Here is an 18,749-nt window from a genome sequence, read left to right as displayed (position 1 = left end):
TAAAGTCGTGTAGAACTTTTTTAAGTGTATCGAGTTTATTAAGAACGTTCCAGTGCTGGCTTAGCATTGGACTGATTGGGAGTCGGATGAACAGTAGGTGCTTCATGCTCTCGAATCGCCTGAAATAATTGTTTACTAGAAGGTAAGAACAGAGCGACAATCAGATTCAATATCGATACAGCAAACATCAATATAAATACATAATGAATTCCAGATGCTAATTGAGAGGGGGTACCTGTCGTCACCATTGCATTAAATACCATACCGAATACAGCTACACTAATCGTCTGTCCAAGCGAGTTCATTAACGTATTGGTAGACGTTGCTACACTACGCATCTGGAAGCCGACAGCGCCCTGAATAATAACCAGTGATGGAGTCACAATAAAGCCCATGCCCAGTCCAATCAGAATCAATGAACCTACGATCACACCGTAAGAAGATTGAGCATGCATAACAGCTAGCCATAGACTACCGCCTACAACCAATGCTGATCCAAGTACAATCAGTAATTTGGCGCCTACTTTGTACATCCAGCGTCCGGCTAACGTAGAAGCGACAGGCCAGGCAATCGACATCGGCATTAGAGCCAGTCCAGCACTCGTAGCACTATAGCCGAATACATCTTGTATCCAGAGTGCACAATACACCGTTACACCCATGACCATCCATCGTGTAGAGAAACCAAGCACATAAGGAATAGATAAAATACGTGAGTGAAACAGCGATAACGGTAACATCGGTTCAGCTGCACGCTGTTCAATCCGTAGGAATAAAGCCATAAAAATAACAGTCACCGCAAATAAACCTATAATTATCGGTGAACTCCAAGCATATTCTTCTCCACCTGTTAAAAGGGCTAACAACAAAGCGGTCATTCCGATCGTAAACGTAATGGCTCCTGCATAATCGATCGACTTCTGCTTTTTCTCAAAAGATTCGTGGAAATAAATAAAGATAAACAAAATAGCGATAATACCTACAGGTAAATTGATAAAGAAAATCCAGCGCCAGGAGATATAATCGACGAAATAACCACCAACTAATGGACCAAACAGCCCGGCTACAGACCATACCGATGAGAATAATCCCTGTACTTTGGCACGTTCTTTACCGGGATACAGATCGCCTACGATGGTAAAGGTTACCGGAGTAAGTGCTCCTGCGCCAATCCCTTGAATCGCACGATACCAGATCAATTCAGTCATCGAGTTAGCAAATCCACACATGATCGAACCCAGCACGAATACTCCAAGTCCTATCGCAAAAATAGATTTACGACCAAATAAATCACCGAGCTTACCAAAGATAGGCGTGGCGATACATGTGGTTAATGTATAAATAGAGAAGATCCAACTAATAAGGTTCAGTCCACCGAGTGAAGAAATAATGCGCGGTGATGCTGTACTGACTACTGTAGAATCTAGGGCACCAATAAACAGGGCTGCAAGCAGACCTATAGTAACCATAGACCGATTGGTTGCTTTGGACATGTACATTGTTCCTTCTTCCTGAATCAAGATGTTTATTATTAACGAAAAGAGAGTTATTTGAAGCACTGCACATCGTATATCAGAATAAAAGGAACGTCAAGACATTTGAAGCATACGAACACTTGTAGTGAGTCAACCAATTTTTACAAAAAAGATTGTATTAAATCGAGACAATTGCTGGAATTTAGCGTATTCTTGATAGAGTATGAATATCTTTCTATACAAACATTAAGATGGCACAACAGAGAGGAAGATTGTCTAACGAATGAATTACAAAAACCAACAAATCTTTGGATTTAGCATTGTTTTAACAATAGCTATTATATTCATGGTTATTGAATTTATTATATTTCAGAATGGCTCATTTACAGGTACAGGAATGGTTGTTGCTCTGTTATCTATTCTTCTTATCGTAGTTGGAGTGGGAATCGCATTTTGGACGATCAGAAGAACGACCCGTCAGTTAAAACAAGTCACGACAGTGATGGAACAGATCGATTTTGATACGTCTCAACCTTTGCCACGTCTACATGTTACAGCTAGCGGTGAAATTGGTAATATTGCTACAGCTTTTAATAAAATGTCTGAAGCGTTAGAAGCGCATACTCATCAAGCAAGTGAATTTAATAAGCATATCGAAGAAAGCAATTGGATCCAGACTCAATTGGCTCATATTGGAAATGTCTATCGCAATGTAAATGCAATCGATGATCTAGCAGATCGATTAATTCATGAATTAACACCTGCTGTAGAATCAGCATATGGTATTTTTTATTTTTGTGAAGAAGAAAATGGAATTGAATTATTAAAAAGAAAAGCGTCTTATGCTACCTACAGCGATGTGCCTGATCTAGTTCATGCATTTAAATTTGGTGAAGGTATTATTGGACAAACGGCCCTCGAAAAACAGACTCATATCATGAAAGCTCCATCGGATCACCCGATACGTATTCAGACAGGTGCAACCGTTATTCCTATTCAAGAAATTATGATTGTGCCCATCTTATTTGAAAATCGTACAGTCGTTGTCATTGAATTAGGAACAATTCATGGATTTTCGCAAAGACAGGAACAACTGGTTGAACGTATCGCTAATACTTTTGGTGTGGTTGTGAACAATATTGATAATCGGATGCAAGTGGATCGGTTATTACGTGAGTCTCAGACACTAACAGAAGAACTGCAATCACAACAAGAAGAGTTACAAGTCCAACAAGAAGAACTGCAAGCTACCAATGAACAGCTTCGTGAACGTAATCACTATGCTGAGATCAAAACGGAAGAATTGCAGATCACGCAAAAAGAACTTCAATTGTATTCAGAAGAATTGAGCCGTAGTTCTCGGTACAAATCGGAGTTTTTAGCGAATATGTCCCATGAATTACGTACACCACTGAATAGTATTTTAATTCTGTCTCAATTGATTAGTGAAAAAGAAAAACAGCATGAAGAAGATGATGTTCCACATTTTGGAGAAGTGATCAATCGATCCGGGCAAGATTTGTTAACCCTAATCGACGATATTTTGGATTTATCTAAAGTAGAAGCAGGGATGGTTGAAGTACAACGTGATTCGGTAGCGGTCTATGATCTACCTGAAGTCATGGGATATAGCTTTGACAAAATTGCAGAGCAAAAAGGTATTGAATTCCATTCTCATATTAATGAAAATGTGCCAGATGTCTTCTATACCGATGAGAAAAGATTACAACAAATCATGAAAAATCTACTTTCTAATGCATTCAAATTTACAAGTAAAGGTTCTGTAACAATCAATATTTCGTTAGCAGATGAATCGATTGTGGCTAAAGGATATAGTATTCCTGAGCAGATGGATTATATGTTAGCGATCTCGGTAACGGATACTGGAATAGGAATCAAAGAAGATAAGCAAAGTTTAATCTTTGAAGCTTTTCAGCAAGAAGATGGTACTACAGAGCGTCAGTATGGAGGCACAGGGTTAGGATTATCTATTTGTCGTGAGTTCTCCAAATTGCTGGGGGGCTATGTAACAGTTCAAAGTGAATTGGGTAAAGGTAGTACATTTACATTATACCTTCCTTCACTTGCTATTAATGAAGAAGGACAGCCTGTGACCAAGCCTGTATCTCCAACATGGATGGACAAAGAAGAACAAGAAGATTCGTTAGCTCGATTACAAGGCAAATCTGTGCTGGTTGTTGATGATGATTTGCGTAATATTTTTGCATTAGAAGGCGTGCTCAAGCTCAAAGGGATGCATGTTCGTAGTGCACAAAATGGGGAAGAAGCGATTGCACTTCTACATGCCGAATCTACAGATATTGTATTGATGGATATGATGATGCCGATTATGGATGGATATGAAGCGATGCGCTGGATTCGCTTAGAGGAAAAGTGGAAAGACTTGCCTATTATTGCGTTAACTGCGAAAGCGATGAAAGATGATCGTGAATTATGTATTGAAGCAGGAGCATCTGATTACATCAGCAAACCGATGAATGTAGAACAGTTGTTATCTGTTATTTTGGTATGGCTTTCCGATTGGGAGCAGCCTGATCAAGTCAGCTCACCTGAACAAGAGCAGACTCAAGAACAAAATAAATAATTTACAGTAAAATAATAAGGCACATTGTCCGCATAATGGACAGTGCGCCTTATTTTATGTGTAAAAAGATAGTGTGTTTTGATACAGTATCTGACGTGCTTCTTTCTCCGTTAGTCCTTGAATCTTCGCCCATTCACGGCATACATCAGCAGTCATCATAGGATGAGTCATCTGTTCTGCAAAAGAACCTTCAAATGGCCACGGCCCATCGGTTTCAACCATAACGAGATGAGCAGGATATACGGCTGCTAATTGCTGAATCTCCTGCTCATATTGGATATCCGGTGTAAATGAAATAGAGTAACCGTTATGGATCATACGCTGAATCGTTTCAGGATATCCTTTGAACCAATGAAAATGTGCTTTGGTAACACCATATTGCTCTAGCAAATCACAAGCGATTGCAGCATCTTCATAGACTGCATGTAAGATCACAGGCTTATCATAACGAGCAGCCAATTGGAGCAAAGCAGACAGTACATCTTGATATCCTTGCTCGTCCAATAACTCGCCACGTTCTATCGCTTCAAGCCGACGATAATAAGGTAATCCAATCTCCCCAATAGCAATCAGTCGATCTATACGCTGTTCGATCCACAACAATAACGTCTGAAGCTCTTGAGCGTCAGGTAAAGGCTGTTCTGGATGATAACCATACGCAGGTTGAACAATAGACGGATAGCGCTGAGCAAGCTGTTCTGTGCGCTGACAGGAAGACAGATTCATTGAGACGCTGATTAAAGATTGAATATTCAGATCAGCCAATGACCGAATCATCTGTTCAATCTTCGGATCATCATATTGATCCAGATGAATATGACTATCTATCAATGGAGCATAGACCTTATTCATCATAGATCACCTTCGTCTGTATGACGCATCGCATTCATCAGTTGTCTACGTAAAGCAATAAATGCTGGATCATCGGTAATCTCTTCTCGTCTTGGGCGCGGGAAAGGCACAACAATATTGTGTAGCACGGTCGCTGGACGACGAGACAGTACATAGATGCGATCGGACAACAGCAAAGCTTCTTCAATATGATGCGTAACGAAAATAACCGATCGTCTATTCTCTTCCCAAATATTTAACAACCATGATTGCATCTCACTGCGTGTAAAAGCATCCAAAGCACTAAATGGCTCATCCAGACAAAGTAAGTCACGAGGACCTAGCAATGCTCTAAGAAAAGCGACTCTTTGCTGCATACCGCCAGATAAAGTATGAGGATAAGCAGAAGCAAAATCACCCAATCCCACTTTGTCCAACCAGTGACGTGCTAAGTCTAGTGATTCTTTACGTGGTAAGCCTGCAACCTCGCGCGCTAGAATTACATTATCCTGAATCGTTCGCCATGGCATCAGTGCCGGTTGTTGGGGCATATAGCCACTTAATCCTTTACGTCCTGTTATATTTTGACCATCTAACAGAATATCACCTTGATCGGGAAGAACGACACCACCGATCATCTGTAACAGTGTGCTTTTACCTGAACCGGAAGGGCCGATAATCGAGACAAATTCTCCTTGATCAACATGTAAAGAAATGTCTTGTAGCACATGTAAAGATTGCTTGCCTTGTGCAAAAGATTTACTGATCTGTTGTAATGCTAACAGTGGCGTAGAAGTGTTCGTGATGATAGGTGAAGATTGAGATTTATTGATCGACATCTTTGGAACCTCCTTTGCCAGAACGCATCGATGCAGGATGATGCCAACGAATAGACCATTTTTCAATAAGATTGATAATCATAAATAACAAAAGACTGATAGCGACAACGACTAGAATCGCTAAAAACATATGATCAGTACGGAATGCTGATTTCTGTAACATCATATAATAGCCTATTCCTTCACTACTGCTGATCCATTCTGCGATAATTGCACCCATCACACTATAGGTTGCTGCAATTTTTACGCCAGAGAAGATCGAAGGTAAGCTAAAAGGCAATTCTAATTTCCAAAAGATTTGGCTTTTGGAAGCACCGATCATTTGCATATAATTGAGCATTGTTCGATCGGTTGTAGCCAGTCCGCTGAGTGCCGCAATCGTGACCGGGAAAAAGCAGACGAGAATAATCACGATTAATTTGGATAAAATACCAAATCCGAACCAGATGACAAGTAGAGGTCCCAGTGCAATCGTCGGAATATTTTGACTCAAAATCAATAACGGATATAGCGCTGAACGTAGAAACGGAGTGTAATGAAGTACTCCTGCTACCAGTAGACCTACAGCGACCCCGATACTAAAACCGGATAATGTTAACTTTAAAGTTGCCCACGTATGCAGACCCAGTCGATCTTTTTCACTCCAAGCTTCATGTCCAATTAACGCAGGACTTGGCAGAATCCATGCTTCAATATGGAATAGACTGGTTGCCAATTGCCAGATGACCAATAATAAAACAACCGCCCCCAGGGGCGGCCATATGCTTTTCCACCATGATCTCATAGCAGACATTAGCGGTACTTCTCGGTCAATCCATCCATACTGATACCGGATGGACTATGTGCAATCTTGATCTGAGAAATGATACTAGGACTACCTTTCTCCACCAAAGCTTCATGCATTTGACGAACCACTTCTAGCAATTCGCTAAGTTCGCCTTCCATAGTAGTCTCGAGGGGATGCACTTCATATTTCACGCCGGATGCTTGAATTACTTCAATCGCCCGATCTACATAATCATAAGAGTTCTCACCTGCTTGTGTTTTGGGAATTACTTGAATACTGAGTAACGTATGTGCCATTCTATCCATCTCCTTATGCTCTATTTAGTCGTTGCCGCAGGTAAATAATCATTGGTGTAGGCTTTAGTTGCATCTAATGGACTATCGAGCAATTTTTGCTTGAACATCCAGTTGGCATATCCTTCCCAGACGGATTGTTTTTGTTCACCCCAGCGTGGTGCATCATCTTGATAACGTGGAGATAACCATTCTTGACTGGCTTTTACTAATTTAGGATCAAGATCAGGAACAGCTTTGAGCAAGATATCCGCAGATTCGTCTGGATGCGCAATCGCATATTCATACCCTTTACTGGTTGCCGCCATAAATGATTTGACCAATTCAGGATCGGTAGAGATCTGCTTCTCATTGGTTACGATAACAGGGGTATAGTAATCCAGTTGGTCAGAATAATCTTTAACATATAACATATCTAACGGCTGACCACGAAGTTCAGCTTCTATGCCTGTCCATGCGTAGAATATCCAGGCAAAGTCGATTCCTTTTTGTACTGCTGTAAAATAATCGGCATTCCCGATATTCACACTTTTAACTTTGCTAACATCGCCGCCGTCCGTGTCCATAATTGATTTCATGACAGCTTCTTCAACAGGAGAGCCCCAAGCGCCATAGGATTTGCCTTCCATATCTTTAGGCGTTTTGATCCCGCGATCTGTAGGTGCTGCGAAGCCAGAAGTATTATGTTGAATAACAGCAGCAAGCGAGACGAGTGGAACACCTTGTACTCTAGCTTGTGTGACACTTTCTTGGTAGCTGATTCCAAAAGGCACTTCACCAGAAGCGACCATCGTATCTGCTCCGCCTTGTCCGGGCGCTATAATTTCGACATTCAATCCTGCTTCTTTATAAAAGCCCTGTGCTTGGGCTACATATAAGCCGGTATGATTTGTATTAGGTGTCCAGTCTAGAACGACTTTGACATCTTTAAGTGCAGATGTATTGCCCGCTTCATCTGTTGTATTGGTTGTACTTGCTGCTGAACCACATGCAGTTGTGATCCATAATAAACCTACCATTAACCATGGTAAGCTTTTCCGCCACCCTTTTTTATTTCCAATCATCCTAACCCTTCTTTCTGTTCAATCAAATAGTAGAATCGGTCTTCACTTGATAAAAGGCATAAAAAAAACGCCCCCATCGGGACGACATAGGTGCAATTATAAGCTCAACATACAGCATATAACGACTTGTTACTTTCCTACGCTGGCATTATCCAGATCAGGTATAAGGGTCTGTATTTATCACAATACACTCTCAGCCAGTTGCAACTAGCTCCCCTGTACGTATGCGGTTTTTTTACATTGTAATTATAGACCAGAGGGTATCAACTGTCCAGTACAGAGAATGCGTTGTCATCAGCAATAGACAATCTATTTCGGTTCAGGAACTCGGTCTAAGGGTATTTACATATACGGAAGTTTGTAACTAATAAAGTTCCATTCAATCTTTTTCTATCATATCTATTCGATATACATAGACTAAGAAATTGAATACACCCATACGTTTATATACAGGAGGAGATTGATCATGAGTAAAACAGCTGAAGAACAAGCAATTTTGACTGCATTAGAAGGTAACCCATTTTGTGCACTAGGTACTGTAGAAAATGACAAACCTAAAGTACGTTATATGGCGCTATATAATGAAGGCTTAAATATTCATCTCGCGACGAACCGCAAAACACATAAAGTCGAAGAGTTAGAAAAAAATCCGAACTGTTATGTATTGTTGGGTTATGAAAAAGGCGGCACAAGTCAAGTTGTTGAAATTGAAGGCGTAAGTTCTGTATCTACAGACGACGAACTCAAAAAACGTGTCTGGAAAGAAGAATTTAAAGAATGGTTCTCCGGTCCAGAAGATCCTGATTATGTGATCCTAGATATCAAACCACAAACGATTGAATATACAGATAAAGATGGCAACAAACAAACTTGGACTGCATAATATTCTTTTTCAAAAGAATTAAATAGGCAGTAATAGTATAAAAAACTCGGGATTTGAATTTGCGAAATAAGTAAAATGAATGCAAAATTCAAATTCCGAGTTTTTTCGTCTTTTTATTTCCAAAAAAAGGATAAAATAGGTACTTGAGGAACTTGATAAGGTATGCCCAAATAAGGTATAAAAAGATAAGTAGAATTATTTTAGATCATAACATGTAAAATGCCGATGGTGGAATAAACTGAAAGTTCTTATTGTAGAACTGTAAAGGAACTATACTGGAGGTGGTTTCCTTGAATTTAAAACAGATTGAACAGCAGATCGAACAGGAACGCCGCATACTGAACCAGATGGCAGAAGAACACGGAGTACGTGATTATCGTGTGTTGGATCAGTCCGAGCAATTAGATCGAATTTTAGATATGTATTTTCAATATAAAGATCAAGATGCCGATTTTTTAATACCTTAATGTATAGATTTTATGAAAAGAAACATAACACAATCATGTAAAATATAGAATTTTTCGTAAAATAAATATCATTTTCATAAAAAATAGAACTAATAACCCTTCAAATATATCAGCTGATAGTATACAATTCTATCATGCGTTTCTTTTGGTAGCCTTTTCTTCTTTATCTTGCCTATTCTATAAATAGATTACAATATATAATGTAATCGTTTTAAAACAGCATGAACTATGGTTAAGCGAGTTATTCATGCTGATAATACATATCGGGCGCAGAGATAAAGTCGTAAAAGGTCAAGCAAATGCGAATATATTTGGGAGGGGTTTTTTATTTTGAACTTAGGAAACAAAACATTTAAAAAAGCAATTACTGTCATCGCAGCGCTGCAATTGTTTGCAGTGTCGGCAGTTCCTGCTTTTGCAGCAGAAACCACTTCTTCTGAATCTACAGTGAAATTGCGTTTGTTGGAGACAACAGATATTCATGTTAACGTAATGAACTATGATTACTACTCAGATGCAACTACAGATCAATACGGTTACGCTAAAACAGCGACATTGATCAAAAATGCTCGTGCAGAAGCAACCAATAGTGTATTGATTGATAACGGTGATCTATTGCAGGGTAATCCGTTAGGCGATTATGTAGCTAAAGTCGATCCTTTAAAAACAGGCGAAGTTCATCCTGTCTACAAAGCCATGAACCAATTGGGCTACGATGCTGGAAATATCGGTAACCATGAATTTAACTATGGCCTTGATTTCTTGGGCAATGCGTTAAAAGGTGCTAATTTCCCTTATGTAAATGCTAATATTTATACAGATGATGGTACAGGTAAAGGCGAGAAGAACTACTTTACACCTTACCTTATTCTAGATAAAGAAGTAACTGACGAAAGTGGAGCTAAGCATACAATTAAAGTAGGCGTTATTGGCTTCGTACCACCTCAAGTCATGCAATGGGATAGCGCAAACTTGTCGGGGAAAGTGGTTGCTAAAGATATTATCGAAACAGCGAACAAATTTATTCCACAAATGAAAGCAGAAGGCGCAGACATTATTATTGCTGTTCCGCATTCTGGGTTTGAAGATATTCCACAGACTGAATTGATGGAAAATTCCGTGTTGTACTTGAGCAAAGTGCCAGGTATTGATGCGATTATGTTCGGACATGCACACAAAGTATTCCCTAGTGCTGATTTTGCTGGGAAAACAGGCGTTGATCTTGAAAAAGGTACAATCAATGGTGTTCCTTCTGTAGAGCCAGGATTCTGGGGCGATCACTTGGGTATTATTGACCTTGAACTGAAACAACAGGGCGACAAATGGACAGTAAGCGATTCTAAAGTAGAAGCTCGTCCAATCTATGATACAGCAACCAAAAAAGCATTGGTTCAAGCAGATCAAGGTGTCGTCGATTCTGTATATCATGAACATGAAGAAACACTAGGTTATATTCGTGGACCTGTAGGTGAATCTACAGCTCGTATTACAAGTTACTTTGCACTGGTAGAAGATGATCCTTCGATCCAGATCGTAACGAATGCTCAGAAATGGTATCTGGAGAAACAACTTCAAGGTACAGAATATGAGAACTTGCCAATCCTTTCTGCTGGAGCTCCATTCAAAGCAGGTGGACGTTCAGGAGCAAGTTACTACACAGATATTCCAGCAGGTACAATAGCAATCAAAAACGTATCTGACCTTTATGTATACCCAAATACAGTTCACGCTGTGCTTGTCAATGGCGCTGAAGTGAAAAACTGGTTGGAATGGTCTGCAGGACAATTCAATCAAATCGATCCAGCTAAATCCGGTGAGCAAGCGTTAATCAATATGGACTTCCCAACGTATAACTTTGATGTTATCGATGGCGTAACATACCAAATTGATGTTACACAACCACCTAAATACGATGCAAAAGGAACAGTTCTCAACGCATCTTCTAACCGTATTGTGAATTTACAATTTAACGGTAAAGCGATTGATCCCGAACAAAAATTTGTTGTAGCTACAAACAACTATCGTGCATCTGCTTCTAAATTGGCGAATCCAGATGGTAAACGTATTATCCTAGCTGCACCAGACGAGAACCGTCAAGTGATTATCGATTATATCCGTGAAAACAAAACAATCGATCCAGCTGCTGATGGTAACTGGTCACTTGCACCAATCAAAGGCAATCCAACGGTGACATTCAATACTTCTCCAAAAGCAAAAGATGCACTAGCTAGTGCTAAAGCGGTAGCAGGAGCAGATCCAATTGCTTATGTAGGCGAAGCAGCAGATGGTTTTGCTAAATATTCTATTAATCTTTCGAATACAGCAGCAGGTAGCCAGCCAGCGGTGACACCAGCCAAACCGGTGAAACCAGTAACACCAGCGAAACCTGCTAAACCAACAACGAAGCCAGCTCCAAAACCAACCAAACCAGCTGTAGACAAGCCAGTGAAACCTACAGATGAGCAAACGTATATCATCAAAAAAGGTGATAATCTGTACCGTATTAGTCTGAAATATGGCGTAACATGGGAAGAACTTGCTAAATACAATAAAATTACAGATCCAACGAAACTTCAAGTTGGAGATGCTATCGAGATTCCAGCTAGCTAATAGCGAGGAATATGAATCCAAAATAGGATCAAATCATACACCAAAGACTGCAATAGAAAATAGATTGCAGTCTTTGGTGTATTCAAAATCAACATTTAAACCGATAATAGACAGAGTGTCTAATGTTATCTGCGTTTAAGGATGATATAATTAATAAGATTAAAAGTAGAAGTAACTTGTCTGTAAATCATTATATTTTGACGTTCATCTTATGTTTTTGCTTTATTATTAAGGAGGATTGCTATGAATTGTAGCGGTTGTAGTTATGTTCAACCTATAGAAGACCAAGGAACAGTGTCCTTGCGACCGCTTTCTCCTTCTCTTGAAACTCTAATCCGACAACAATCTTATGATACGTATATCATGGAAGATATTTGTTCTATTTCATATCAGTCAAGAGGACAGATGCTTGATATTATGCAGTGGGTACGAAGTTTACCTGAAGACATTACATCATGTGTATCTGTAGGTTTGTTGGGTTCAGACGATATTGGTGGAGAGCCTGTGTGGCTTTCATTGTCCGTATTTGTCACCCGTTTGCAACATGATGATGTCGTAGAGATTATTCGGAAAAAGCAGTTTACCAGCCATATGCAACCTATTGTGGATCAACATGAGCAAGTGATCGCATATGAATTTCTTCTGCGTCCGATTCAAAATGGCCCTACTTTTCAGCCGTATCGGTTATTCGATATCGCTCGTAAAACAGGATTACACTCTTTTCTAGATCGTGCGGCTCGTATCTCAGCGATTGAGGTCAGTGCTGAGCATTTAGAACCGGGAATTAAACGGTTTATTAACTTTTTACCATCCTCTATTTATAACCCACAATATTGCTTGAGCCATACGTTTGAAGCAATAGAACGCCTTGATCTCAATCCAAAAGATTTTGTGTTTGAAGTGGTGGAGACAGAGAATATTATCGAAATGCCTAAATTGCAAAATATTTTTGACGTGTATCGTAGCAACGGGATATCGGTAGCACTGGATGATGTTGGTTCAGGTTATTCAAAGCCTGAATTAATCGATTATCTTCAACCGGATTATGTCAAAATAGATCGCAGTTTGATTGATCATTGCGATACGTATCCTGAAAAACAACAAAAGATTATTCATATTCTTGAAAGTTCACAAAAGCACGGTTCAACTGTATTAGCAGAAGGCATCGAACGCCGTGAAGAATACGAATTTTGCCGCAGTATCGGCATCGAACTAGCACAGGGATACTTGTTTGGGAAACCATCCGATTCTCCTAATCTTCAATTAGGTTGAAAGCCGTATAAGTGCAATCAAAAAGCCCTTATTTCTAAAGTGTAGTATACACTTCGAATTAAGGGCTTTTTTGATGAGTTCTTTTATACTCAAAGCTTTTATTTATCTATATTAGCCTTTTAAAGACTTCAATTCTTCGTAAGCGGCAATGACTTTATTGTAGTCTTCGCTGTCTTTGGCAAATCCAGTAACGTCGCTTACCACAGGGCCGAAGCCTTCAGCTTGGATACGTCCTTGTAGTTCAGCAGATTGAGGATCAGCTGTGTTGTCATAATGGAATGCCGCTGCAATTCCTTTAAGCAAATGATCACGACTAAGATCGAATTCAGTCGCCATTTTTACAGGGCCTACTAAACGATCGGCTTGTCCTAATTTACGTAAAGGTTCACGTCCGACACGAATTACTTCATCACGGATATACGGATTTTTGAAACGAGTTTCAATTTTATCGATATATTTCGCATGTTCATCCGCATCAAAGCCATGTTTTTGCACAAGAGCCGCGCCGCTTTCTTCCATTGCAGGGCGTACAATCCCGCGAACACTTTCATCTTGAATACTTTGATCGATCGTTTCTAGACCTCTCAAGAAGCCAATATAAGCCGTAATCGCATGACCTGTATTGAGTGTAAACAATTTACGTTGTACATAAGCTACAAGATTGTCTGTCAATTTCATGCCTGCAATTTCAGGTGTACCGCCTTTAAGCTTAGGCTCTTCCACAATCCACTCATGGAATGCTTCTACACCTACATCTAGAATACTGTCACCCTGGAAAGGAGGAACGATACGGTCAACAGAACAGTTAGCAAAGCCTACATGTTCTTCAGCATACGCTTTGCCTTCTTCTGAAAGGTGAGTCAACACTTGCTCTTGTAGATGGCTTGTTGCACCTACCATGTTTTCACAAGCGATAATATTCAGTGAACCGCCACCAGCATTACGTCTAGCTTCGATTCCTTGTGCAATCGTGGGTGCGATAAATTTCAGTACGTTAGGACCTACCGCCGTAGTGATAATATCTGCACTTGCGATTTCATCAACAATATCTGTACCGTTAGACAAACAACCGGATACATTGGTAATCGTTTCAACACTTTTTTCCAGATCTAGAATATGAATTTGGTAACTTTTTTTCTCATTCAATTCGTTGATCATCTGTTCGTTAATATCTGCAAACACCACATGGTAGCCTGCATTTGATAATAAAGCACCAATAAATCCACGTCCGATATTTCCTGCACCAAATTGAATAGCTTTTTTCATAATATTGCACCTCCGTAAGTATTTGTAGGTAATCATCCTGTCAAAAACAAAATAATACCTTTAGATGTAGCTTATATAAGCAAAAGTAGATATAAACAGGTTAAATCAGCAACGAAATCGCTGCTGATTCAACCGGAATAACTATAGGATTAGATAGAGAATGTGCGATAGATTTCTTCAGCATCTGTTACTTTAGCTAAATGTTGTACAGTCGCTTCATCTTCAATCGTTTCTGCAATTTTAGTGAGGATTTGAAGATGTTCTCCACCTGCACCTGCAATACCGATGACAAGATAAGCAGTACCGCCTTCAAATTCCACACCATTTGGATATTGAAGAACAACAATCCCGGATGTTTGAATTTGTTTTTTCGCTTCACCGACACCATGAGGGATCGCTACACCGTTACCGATATAAGTGGAAGCTACTTTTTCACGCTCATGCATCGCTGCAATATAGTCATGTTTGACATAACCAGCGGCGGCTAGCATTTCGCCTGCTTTGTTAATCGCATCTTCTTTAGACGTGCTGGTAAGACCTAGAACAATATTCTCTTTACGCAAAATACTAGAGCCTGCATTAGAAGTTGTTGTTGTATCTTGTACCACATGTGGAGCATTGTGACTCAATACATTACTGACTTCTTCTTTCACACCCGCAGCATTATCTGGAATCGAAGAATCTGCATTGCCTGCTGTAGCTGCTTTGAGACGTTCAATCATATCATCATAAATCGGATTGTTAATAAAGTTATCAATGGATACATGCTGTGCATTTGGCGCTTTGCCTTTCGCACGACTGGTTAGATTTTGCTGTGTAACAACGATATCTGCATCAGAAGGGATCGCATCGATCGCTGTGTTAGTTACGTTAATAGGCAAGCCGGCTTGTTGTACTTTTTTACGGAAAGAAGAAGCACCCATAGCACTTGAACCCATACCTGCATCACAAGCAAATACGATTTTGCGAACTTCACCTGTTTGAAGATCGTTAGCCGATGTCAAAGCAGGACCACCAGTGTTACCGCCAGACTTCATGTTTTTAGAAGCGGCTTGCGCTTTTTCCAAATCTTCATCGCTTGGTGCTTTGCGTAAGAAGATCGCTGAGAAAATAAAGGAAACAATGGCTGCTGCGGCTACACCTGCTAATACAACCAGATGACCACCTTTTGGAGCTAGACCTAAGATTGCGAAAATACTACCTGGAGAAGCCGCACTGGTTAGACCACTACCTAGGATACTATTTGTAAATACGCCAGCCATACCGCCAAGGATAACAGCGACAAACAAGATTGGACGCATCAATACGTAAGGGAAGTAGACTTCATGAATACCACCAAAGAATTGAATAATGATAGCACCTGGAGCAGAACCTTTAATTGTTCCTTTACCGAATATCCAGTAAGCTAACAATAAGCCAAGACCTGGACCTGGATTAGCTTCTAAAAGATAGAAGATTGATTTACCCGTTTCTAGAGATTGTTGCGCACCAAGTGGTGTAAAGATACCATGGTTAATCGCATTGTTTAAGAATAGAATTTTACCTGGTTCGACGAAGATCGAAACCAATGGTAAAAGGTTGTGAGCAACTAAGAAGTTAACACCTGATTCGATTAACATTGTAAATGCTTCAACTAATGGACCAATACCTACAAATCCAAGAATCGCAAGGAACATCCCGATAATACCAGCAGAGAAGTTGTTAACCAACATTTCAAAACCAGTTTTTACTTTACCTTCGATCAATTTATCGAACTGTTTGATCACATATCCACCAAGTGGACCCATAATCATCGCACCGATAAACATTGGAATCTCGGCACCCACGATAACACCCATTGCGGCAATCGCACCCAGTACACCACCACGATGACCAGCTACAACTTTACCACCTGTGTAAGCGATCAATAAAGGAAGCAAATACTTAATCATAGGATCAACCATTGTCGCTAAATCAGCATTAGGCCAGTAACCTGTTGGAATAAATAGTGCTGTCAGTAGACCCCAAGCGATAAATGCACCGATATTCGGCATAATCATAGCACTTAGAAAACGTCCGAACCCTTGAACGCGATCGCGAGCACTTTTTCTTTCTTTTGTAGCTGTCTGCACAGAACTCATAATTGTTCGACCTCCATCATATATTGTTCAATTTTGCGAGTGTATAAATCTTTCATTAGGCTAGAAATTTCAGCCGTTAATTCGACCGCACTACCCGATACAACTCTAGTGACAAAGCCAGGGCGATCAATCAGTGATTTACTGACTTCGTTGACTGCTTCCAAATAGGACTTACTGCTGTCTTTAGGAGCAAGCAGTACAATTGCCGCATACAGATCAACCGATTGTGAAGCAGCTGATATCGGATGTGCAAATCGCATCACGCCTAAAAATAGTTTGGGTACGACAGAGGAACGACAGTGTAATAGAATCAATCCATCTTGTGAAAGTACCGTTTCACCTAATCGTTCACGTTCATGTAATTCTTGTTCTAATACGTCTGCCCGTTCAGCAGAAGCTGTAAAAGTGGTGGCTATCTGATGAATCAAGTCAGTCACAGAAGTAGCACTGTATCCATCTCTTATCGCTAATCCTTGCGTAAGATCTAAGATGCCTGTCAGTGTTTCTTTGTGTGTACTTAGCGTTTCAGTTAAGCGTACACTCGGATGGATCGATTGTTGTAATTCATGCTGTGCATGATGAGAAGTATCTAGCTTGGATAAAGCTGTTCGAATATCGATAATGTCTTCTGATGAAAGTAAAGGCGATACACGTACCGTTGGAATCACACTATCTACTTCTACGGTCGAGATAATAATGTCAGCCCGCTTTTCTAAGCGAACCGCTTCAGAAGAAGAGACCACATCAATAATTTGCAGTGTTGGGAACTCACGCTTGACTCGAACAGATAATAGACTGGACGTTCCCATACCACTTGCACAAGCGATTAAGGCTTTAAATGGTTTTTTCTGAGCGGCGGCATATTCAGACATAGCACCGATATGCATCGCCATATAGCCAATCTCTGCTTCAGGTACTTCTTTGCCTGTAAATTGAGCAAGTAATGTAGAACACTTACGTGCCACTTCAAAGGTAGGACCATATTGTTCTTTGATCTGAGCAAGTAGAGGATTACGAATATCTAAACCCAATCGTAGACGTTCTACCGCAGGCCCCAGATGATTGATAAATCCGGCAAATAACTTGCTGTTTCCTTTGAGCTCGAAGCCAGTTTCACTTTCCGCCATTTTCAGCACGTCCCTGGCAAGCTTGACCAGTTCAAAGCTGACATGCTCATAATACGGATCAGATTCGACACTCAGTCGGGTTTCGGCGCCTTTGAGATGCATGGTGATATAACCCATCTCATCTTCAGGAATCATAATATCGAAAGACTGTTCTAACTTGATCGCAAGTGTACGTGCTGTTTCAAATTCACTTAGTTGCTTAAGCTCATCCAGTATGCGTGGAGCAATTGTGATACGTTGCCCTCTGCGAATACGTTCAATCGCCAGTGCTAAATGAACAGCAAGCCCGATATACGCGCTATCGGTTAATTTCATATGCATTTCACGTTCCAGATCACTCAAGTACTGCTGAAGCTGGTTCATCATTCCATCATCAACCAGGTTCAGCAGGCGGTTGCGGATATGGAATTGTACGCGTCCCGGTTGTTCTTCGGTAGGGAAACGGTCACGTACCAGATGATTCAACTGATATTCATCTACACTTTCATAAAGAAGATGTACCAGTGCAGAACGTATACTACTTTCGGTTCCTTCAATATAGACACCTAAGCCCGGTCTGCGAATCAATGTAATCTCAAAAGCTTGAAGCCATTGTTCTATTCGATCGAGATCGTTACTGAGTGTGCCTTCTGTGACTTTGAACTGTGAAGCAAAGGTGTATAACTTAATCGGTTCTTTGGAAAGTAAAAGTTCACTAATAATGAAGTAATGCCTTTCTTCACGGGTGTAGTCTTTCTTCGGTGTCTGTTCTTCCAGTTCTTGCTGTACAATAGCCAGATGTTCTGGACTACCTTCCAGTGCAAGTCCTGTACCCGGTTTGCGAATCAGGGTTAGCTGTCTTTGATGCAACCAGTCTTCAACGCTCGGCAATTCACGCTTGACCGTTTTCTCACTCACATCTAGATGATCGGACAAGTCCCTGATTGTAATATAGTCACCATGAGAGGCAACCAGAAACTGTAGCATCATTGTGAGGCGAGCGGTCAGCTTCTCCAAAATCGATATCCTCCTTTCCAAAGTCCGATTGAAAACGATATCATAAACATAGGGCTAAGAAATAAGAACTAGTAGTGAATACTTCAAAGTTTAAGGTTTTAAGATGAAGATATC

General features: G+C 40.3%; 14 protein-coding genes and 1 riboswitch. Of the genes, 5 read left to right on the top strand and 9 right to left on the bottom strand.

Features of this window, described 5'->3' with window-relative positions:
* Positions 1 to 38 precede the first annotated feature (38 nt).
* Positions 39 to 1,499 carry an MDR family MFS transporter gene (locus RCP16_RS17105; protein WP_308640890.1) on the bottom strand — a complete coding sequence of 487 codons (1,461 nt, stop codon included), beginning with the start codon at positions 1,497 to 1,499 and terminating at the stop codon, positions 39 to 41.
* 259 nt (positions 1,500 to 1,758) lie between these two features.
* Between RCP16_RS17105 and RCP16_RS17100 the strand changes: the two genes are divergently transcribed.
* Positions 1,759 to 4,080, top strand: a complete 2,322-nt coding sequence (locus tag RCP16_RS17100; protein ID WP_308640889.1) for a response regulator — start codon at positions 1,759 to 1,761, stop codon at positions 4,078 to 4,080.
* Positions 4,081 to 4,134: 54 nt separating this feature from the next.
* On the opposite strand, the gene RCP16_RS17095 is transcribed toward RCP16_RS17100, so the two are convergent.
* Genes RCP16_RS17095 through RCP16_RS17075 form a run of 5 tightly spaced genes read right to left on the bottom strand, consistent with a single transcriptional unit; the run spans position 4,135 to position 7,894 of the window.
* Positions 4,135 to 4,932 (bottom strand): TatD family hydrolase, encoded by a 798-nt coding sequence (locus RCP16_RS17095; protein WP_308640888.1) that lies wholly within the window; start codon positions 4,930 to 4,932, stop codon positions 4,135 to 4,137.
* Positions 4,932 to 5,750 carry an ABC transporter ATP-binding protein gene (locus RCP16_RS17090; protein ID WP_137224404.1) on the bottom strand — a complete coding sequence of 273 codons (819 nt, stop codon included), beginning with the start codon at positions 5,748 to 5,750 and terminating at the stop codon, positions 4,932 to 4,934. The genes RCP16_RS17095 and RCP16_RS17090 overlap by 1 nt, the downstream gene beginning before the upstream one ends.
* Positions 5,737 to 6,534 (bottom strand): ABC transporter permease, encoded by a 798-nt coding sequence (locus RCP16_RS17085; protein ID WP_069329760.1) that lies wholly within the window; start codon positions 6,532 to 6,534, stop codon positions 5,737 to 5,739. The genes RCP16_RS17090 and RCP16_RS17085 overlap by 14 nt, the downstream gene beginning before the upstream one ends.
* Before the next feature lie 8 nt (positions 6,535 to 6,542).
* Complete coding sequence (locus RCP16_RS17080; RefSeq protein WP_069329593.1) at positions 6,543 to 6,833, bottom strand: MTH1187 family thiamine-binding protein; 291 nt, start codon at positions 6,831 to 6,833, stop codon at positions 6,543 to 6,545.
* A gap of 20 nt (positions 6,834 to 6,853) precedes the next feature.
* Entirely contained in the window at positions 6,854 to 7,894 is a 1,041-nt protein-coding gene (locus RCP16_RS17075; RefSeq protein WP_308640887.1) for an ABC transporter substrate-binding protein, read from the bottom strand.
* A gap of 116 nt (positions 7,895 to 8,010) precedes the next feature.
* Positions 8,011 to 8,122: riboswitch (TPP riboswitch) on the bottom strand.
* Between the two features lie 238 nt (positions 8,123 to 8,360).
* On the opposite strand from RCP16_RS17075, the gene RCP16_RS17070 reads away from it, so the two are divergent.
* The 4 genes from RCP16_RS17070 to RCP16_RS17055 all read left to right on the top strand — a co-directional run bounded on the left by RCP16_RS17070 (position 8,361) and on the right by RCP16_RS17055 (position 13,126).
* A complete protein-coding gene (locus tag RCP16_RS17070) occupies positions 8,361 to 8,777 on the top strand; it encodes a pyridoxamine 5'-phosphate oxidase family protein (RefSeq protein ID WP_069329591.1) in 417 nt (138 codons plus the stop codon).
* Between the two features lie 290 nt (positions 8,778 to 9,067).
* Positions 9,068 to 9,244: an aspartyl-phosphate phosphatase Spo0E family protein gene (locus tag RCP16_RS17065; protein ID WP_069329590.1), complete on the top strand. Its 177-nt coding sequence runs from the start codon at positions 9,068 to 9,070 to the stop codon at positions 9,242 to 9,244.
* A 330-nt stretch (positions 9,245 to 9,574) separates the two neighbouring features.
* Positions 9,575 to 11,854 (top strand): bifunctional 2',3'-cyclic-nucleotide 2'-phosphodiesterase/3'-nucleotidase, encoded by a 2,280-nt coding sequence (locus RCP16_RS17060; protein ID WP_371748118.1) that lies wholly within the window; start codon positions 9,575 to 9,577, stop codon positions 11,852 to 11,854.
* Between the two features lie 243 nt (positions 11,855 to 12,097).
* Complete coding sequence (locus RCP16_RS17055; protein WP_308640886.1) at positions 12,098 to 13,126, top strand: EAL domain-containing protein; 1,029 nt, start codon at positions 12,098 to 12,100, stop codon at positions 13,124 to 13,126.
* 111 nt (positions 13,127 to 13,237) lie between these two features.
* Here RCP16_RS17055 and RCP16_RS17050 read toward each other — a convergent pair whose 3' ends face one another.
* The 3 genes from RCP16_RS17050 to RCP16_RS17040 form a co-directional block, all read right to left on the bottom strand.
* A complete protein-coding gene (locus RCP16_RS17050) occupies positions 13,238 to 14,392 on the bottom strand; it encodes a mannitol-1-phosphate 5-dehydrogenase (RefSeq protein WP_308640885.1) in 1,155 nt (384 codons plus the stop codon).
* 149 nt (positions 14,393 to 14,541) lie between these two features.
* The gene (locus tag RCP16_RS17045; RefSeq protein ID WP_308640884.1) at positions 14,542 to 16,512 is read right to left on the bottom strand and encodes a PTS mannitol transporter subunit IICBA; all 1,971 of its coding nucleotides are present in this window, start codon (positions 16,510 to 16,512) and stop codon (positions 14,542 to 14,544) included.
* On the bottom strand, positions 16,509 to 18,635 hold the full coding sequence (locus RCP16_RS17040; RefSeq protein ID WP_273593036.1) for a BglG family transcription antiterminator: 2,127 nt from the start codon (positions 18,633 to 18,635) through the stop codon (positions 16,509 to 16,511). Before RCP16_RS17040 ends, RCP16_RS17045 begins: the two co-directional genes overlap by 4 nt.
* Positions 18,636 to 18,749 lie beyond the last annotated feature (114 nt).

The organism is Paenibacillus nuruki, assembly GCF_963311185.1.
GTDB lineage: Bacteria > Bacillota > Bacilli > Paenibacillales > Paenibacillaceae > Saccharibacillus > Saccharibacillus nuruki.
Note: the sequence above shows the minus strand (reverse complement) of the source record. Positions and strands in the feature narration are given on the sequence as shown.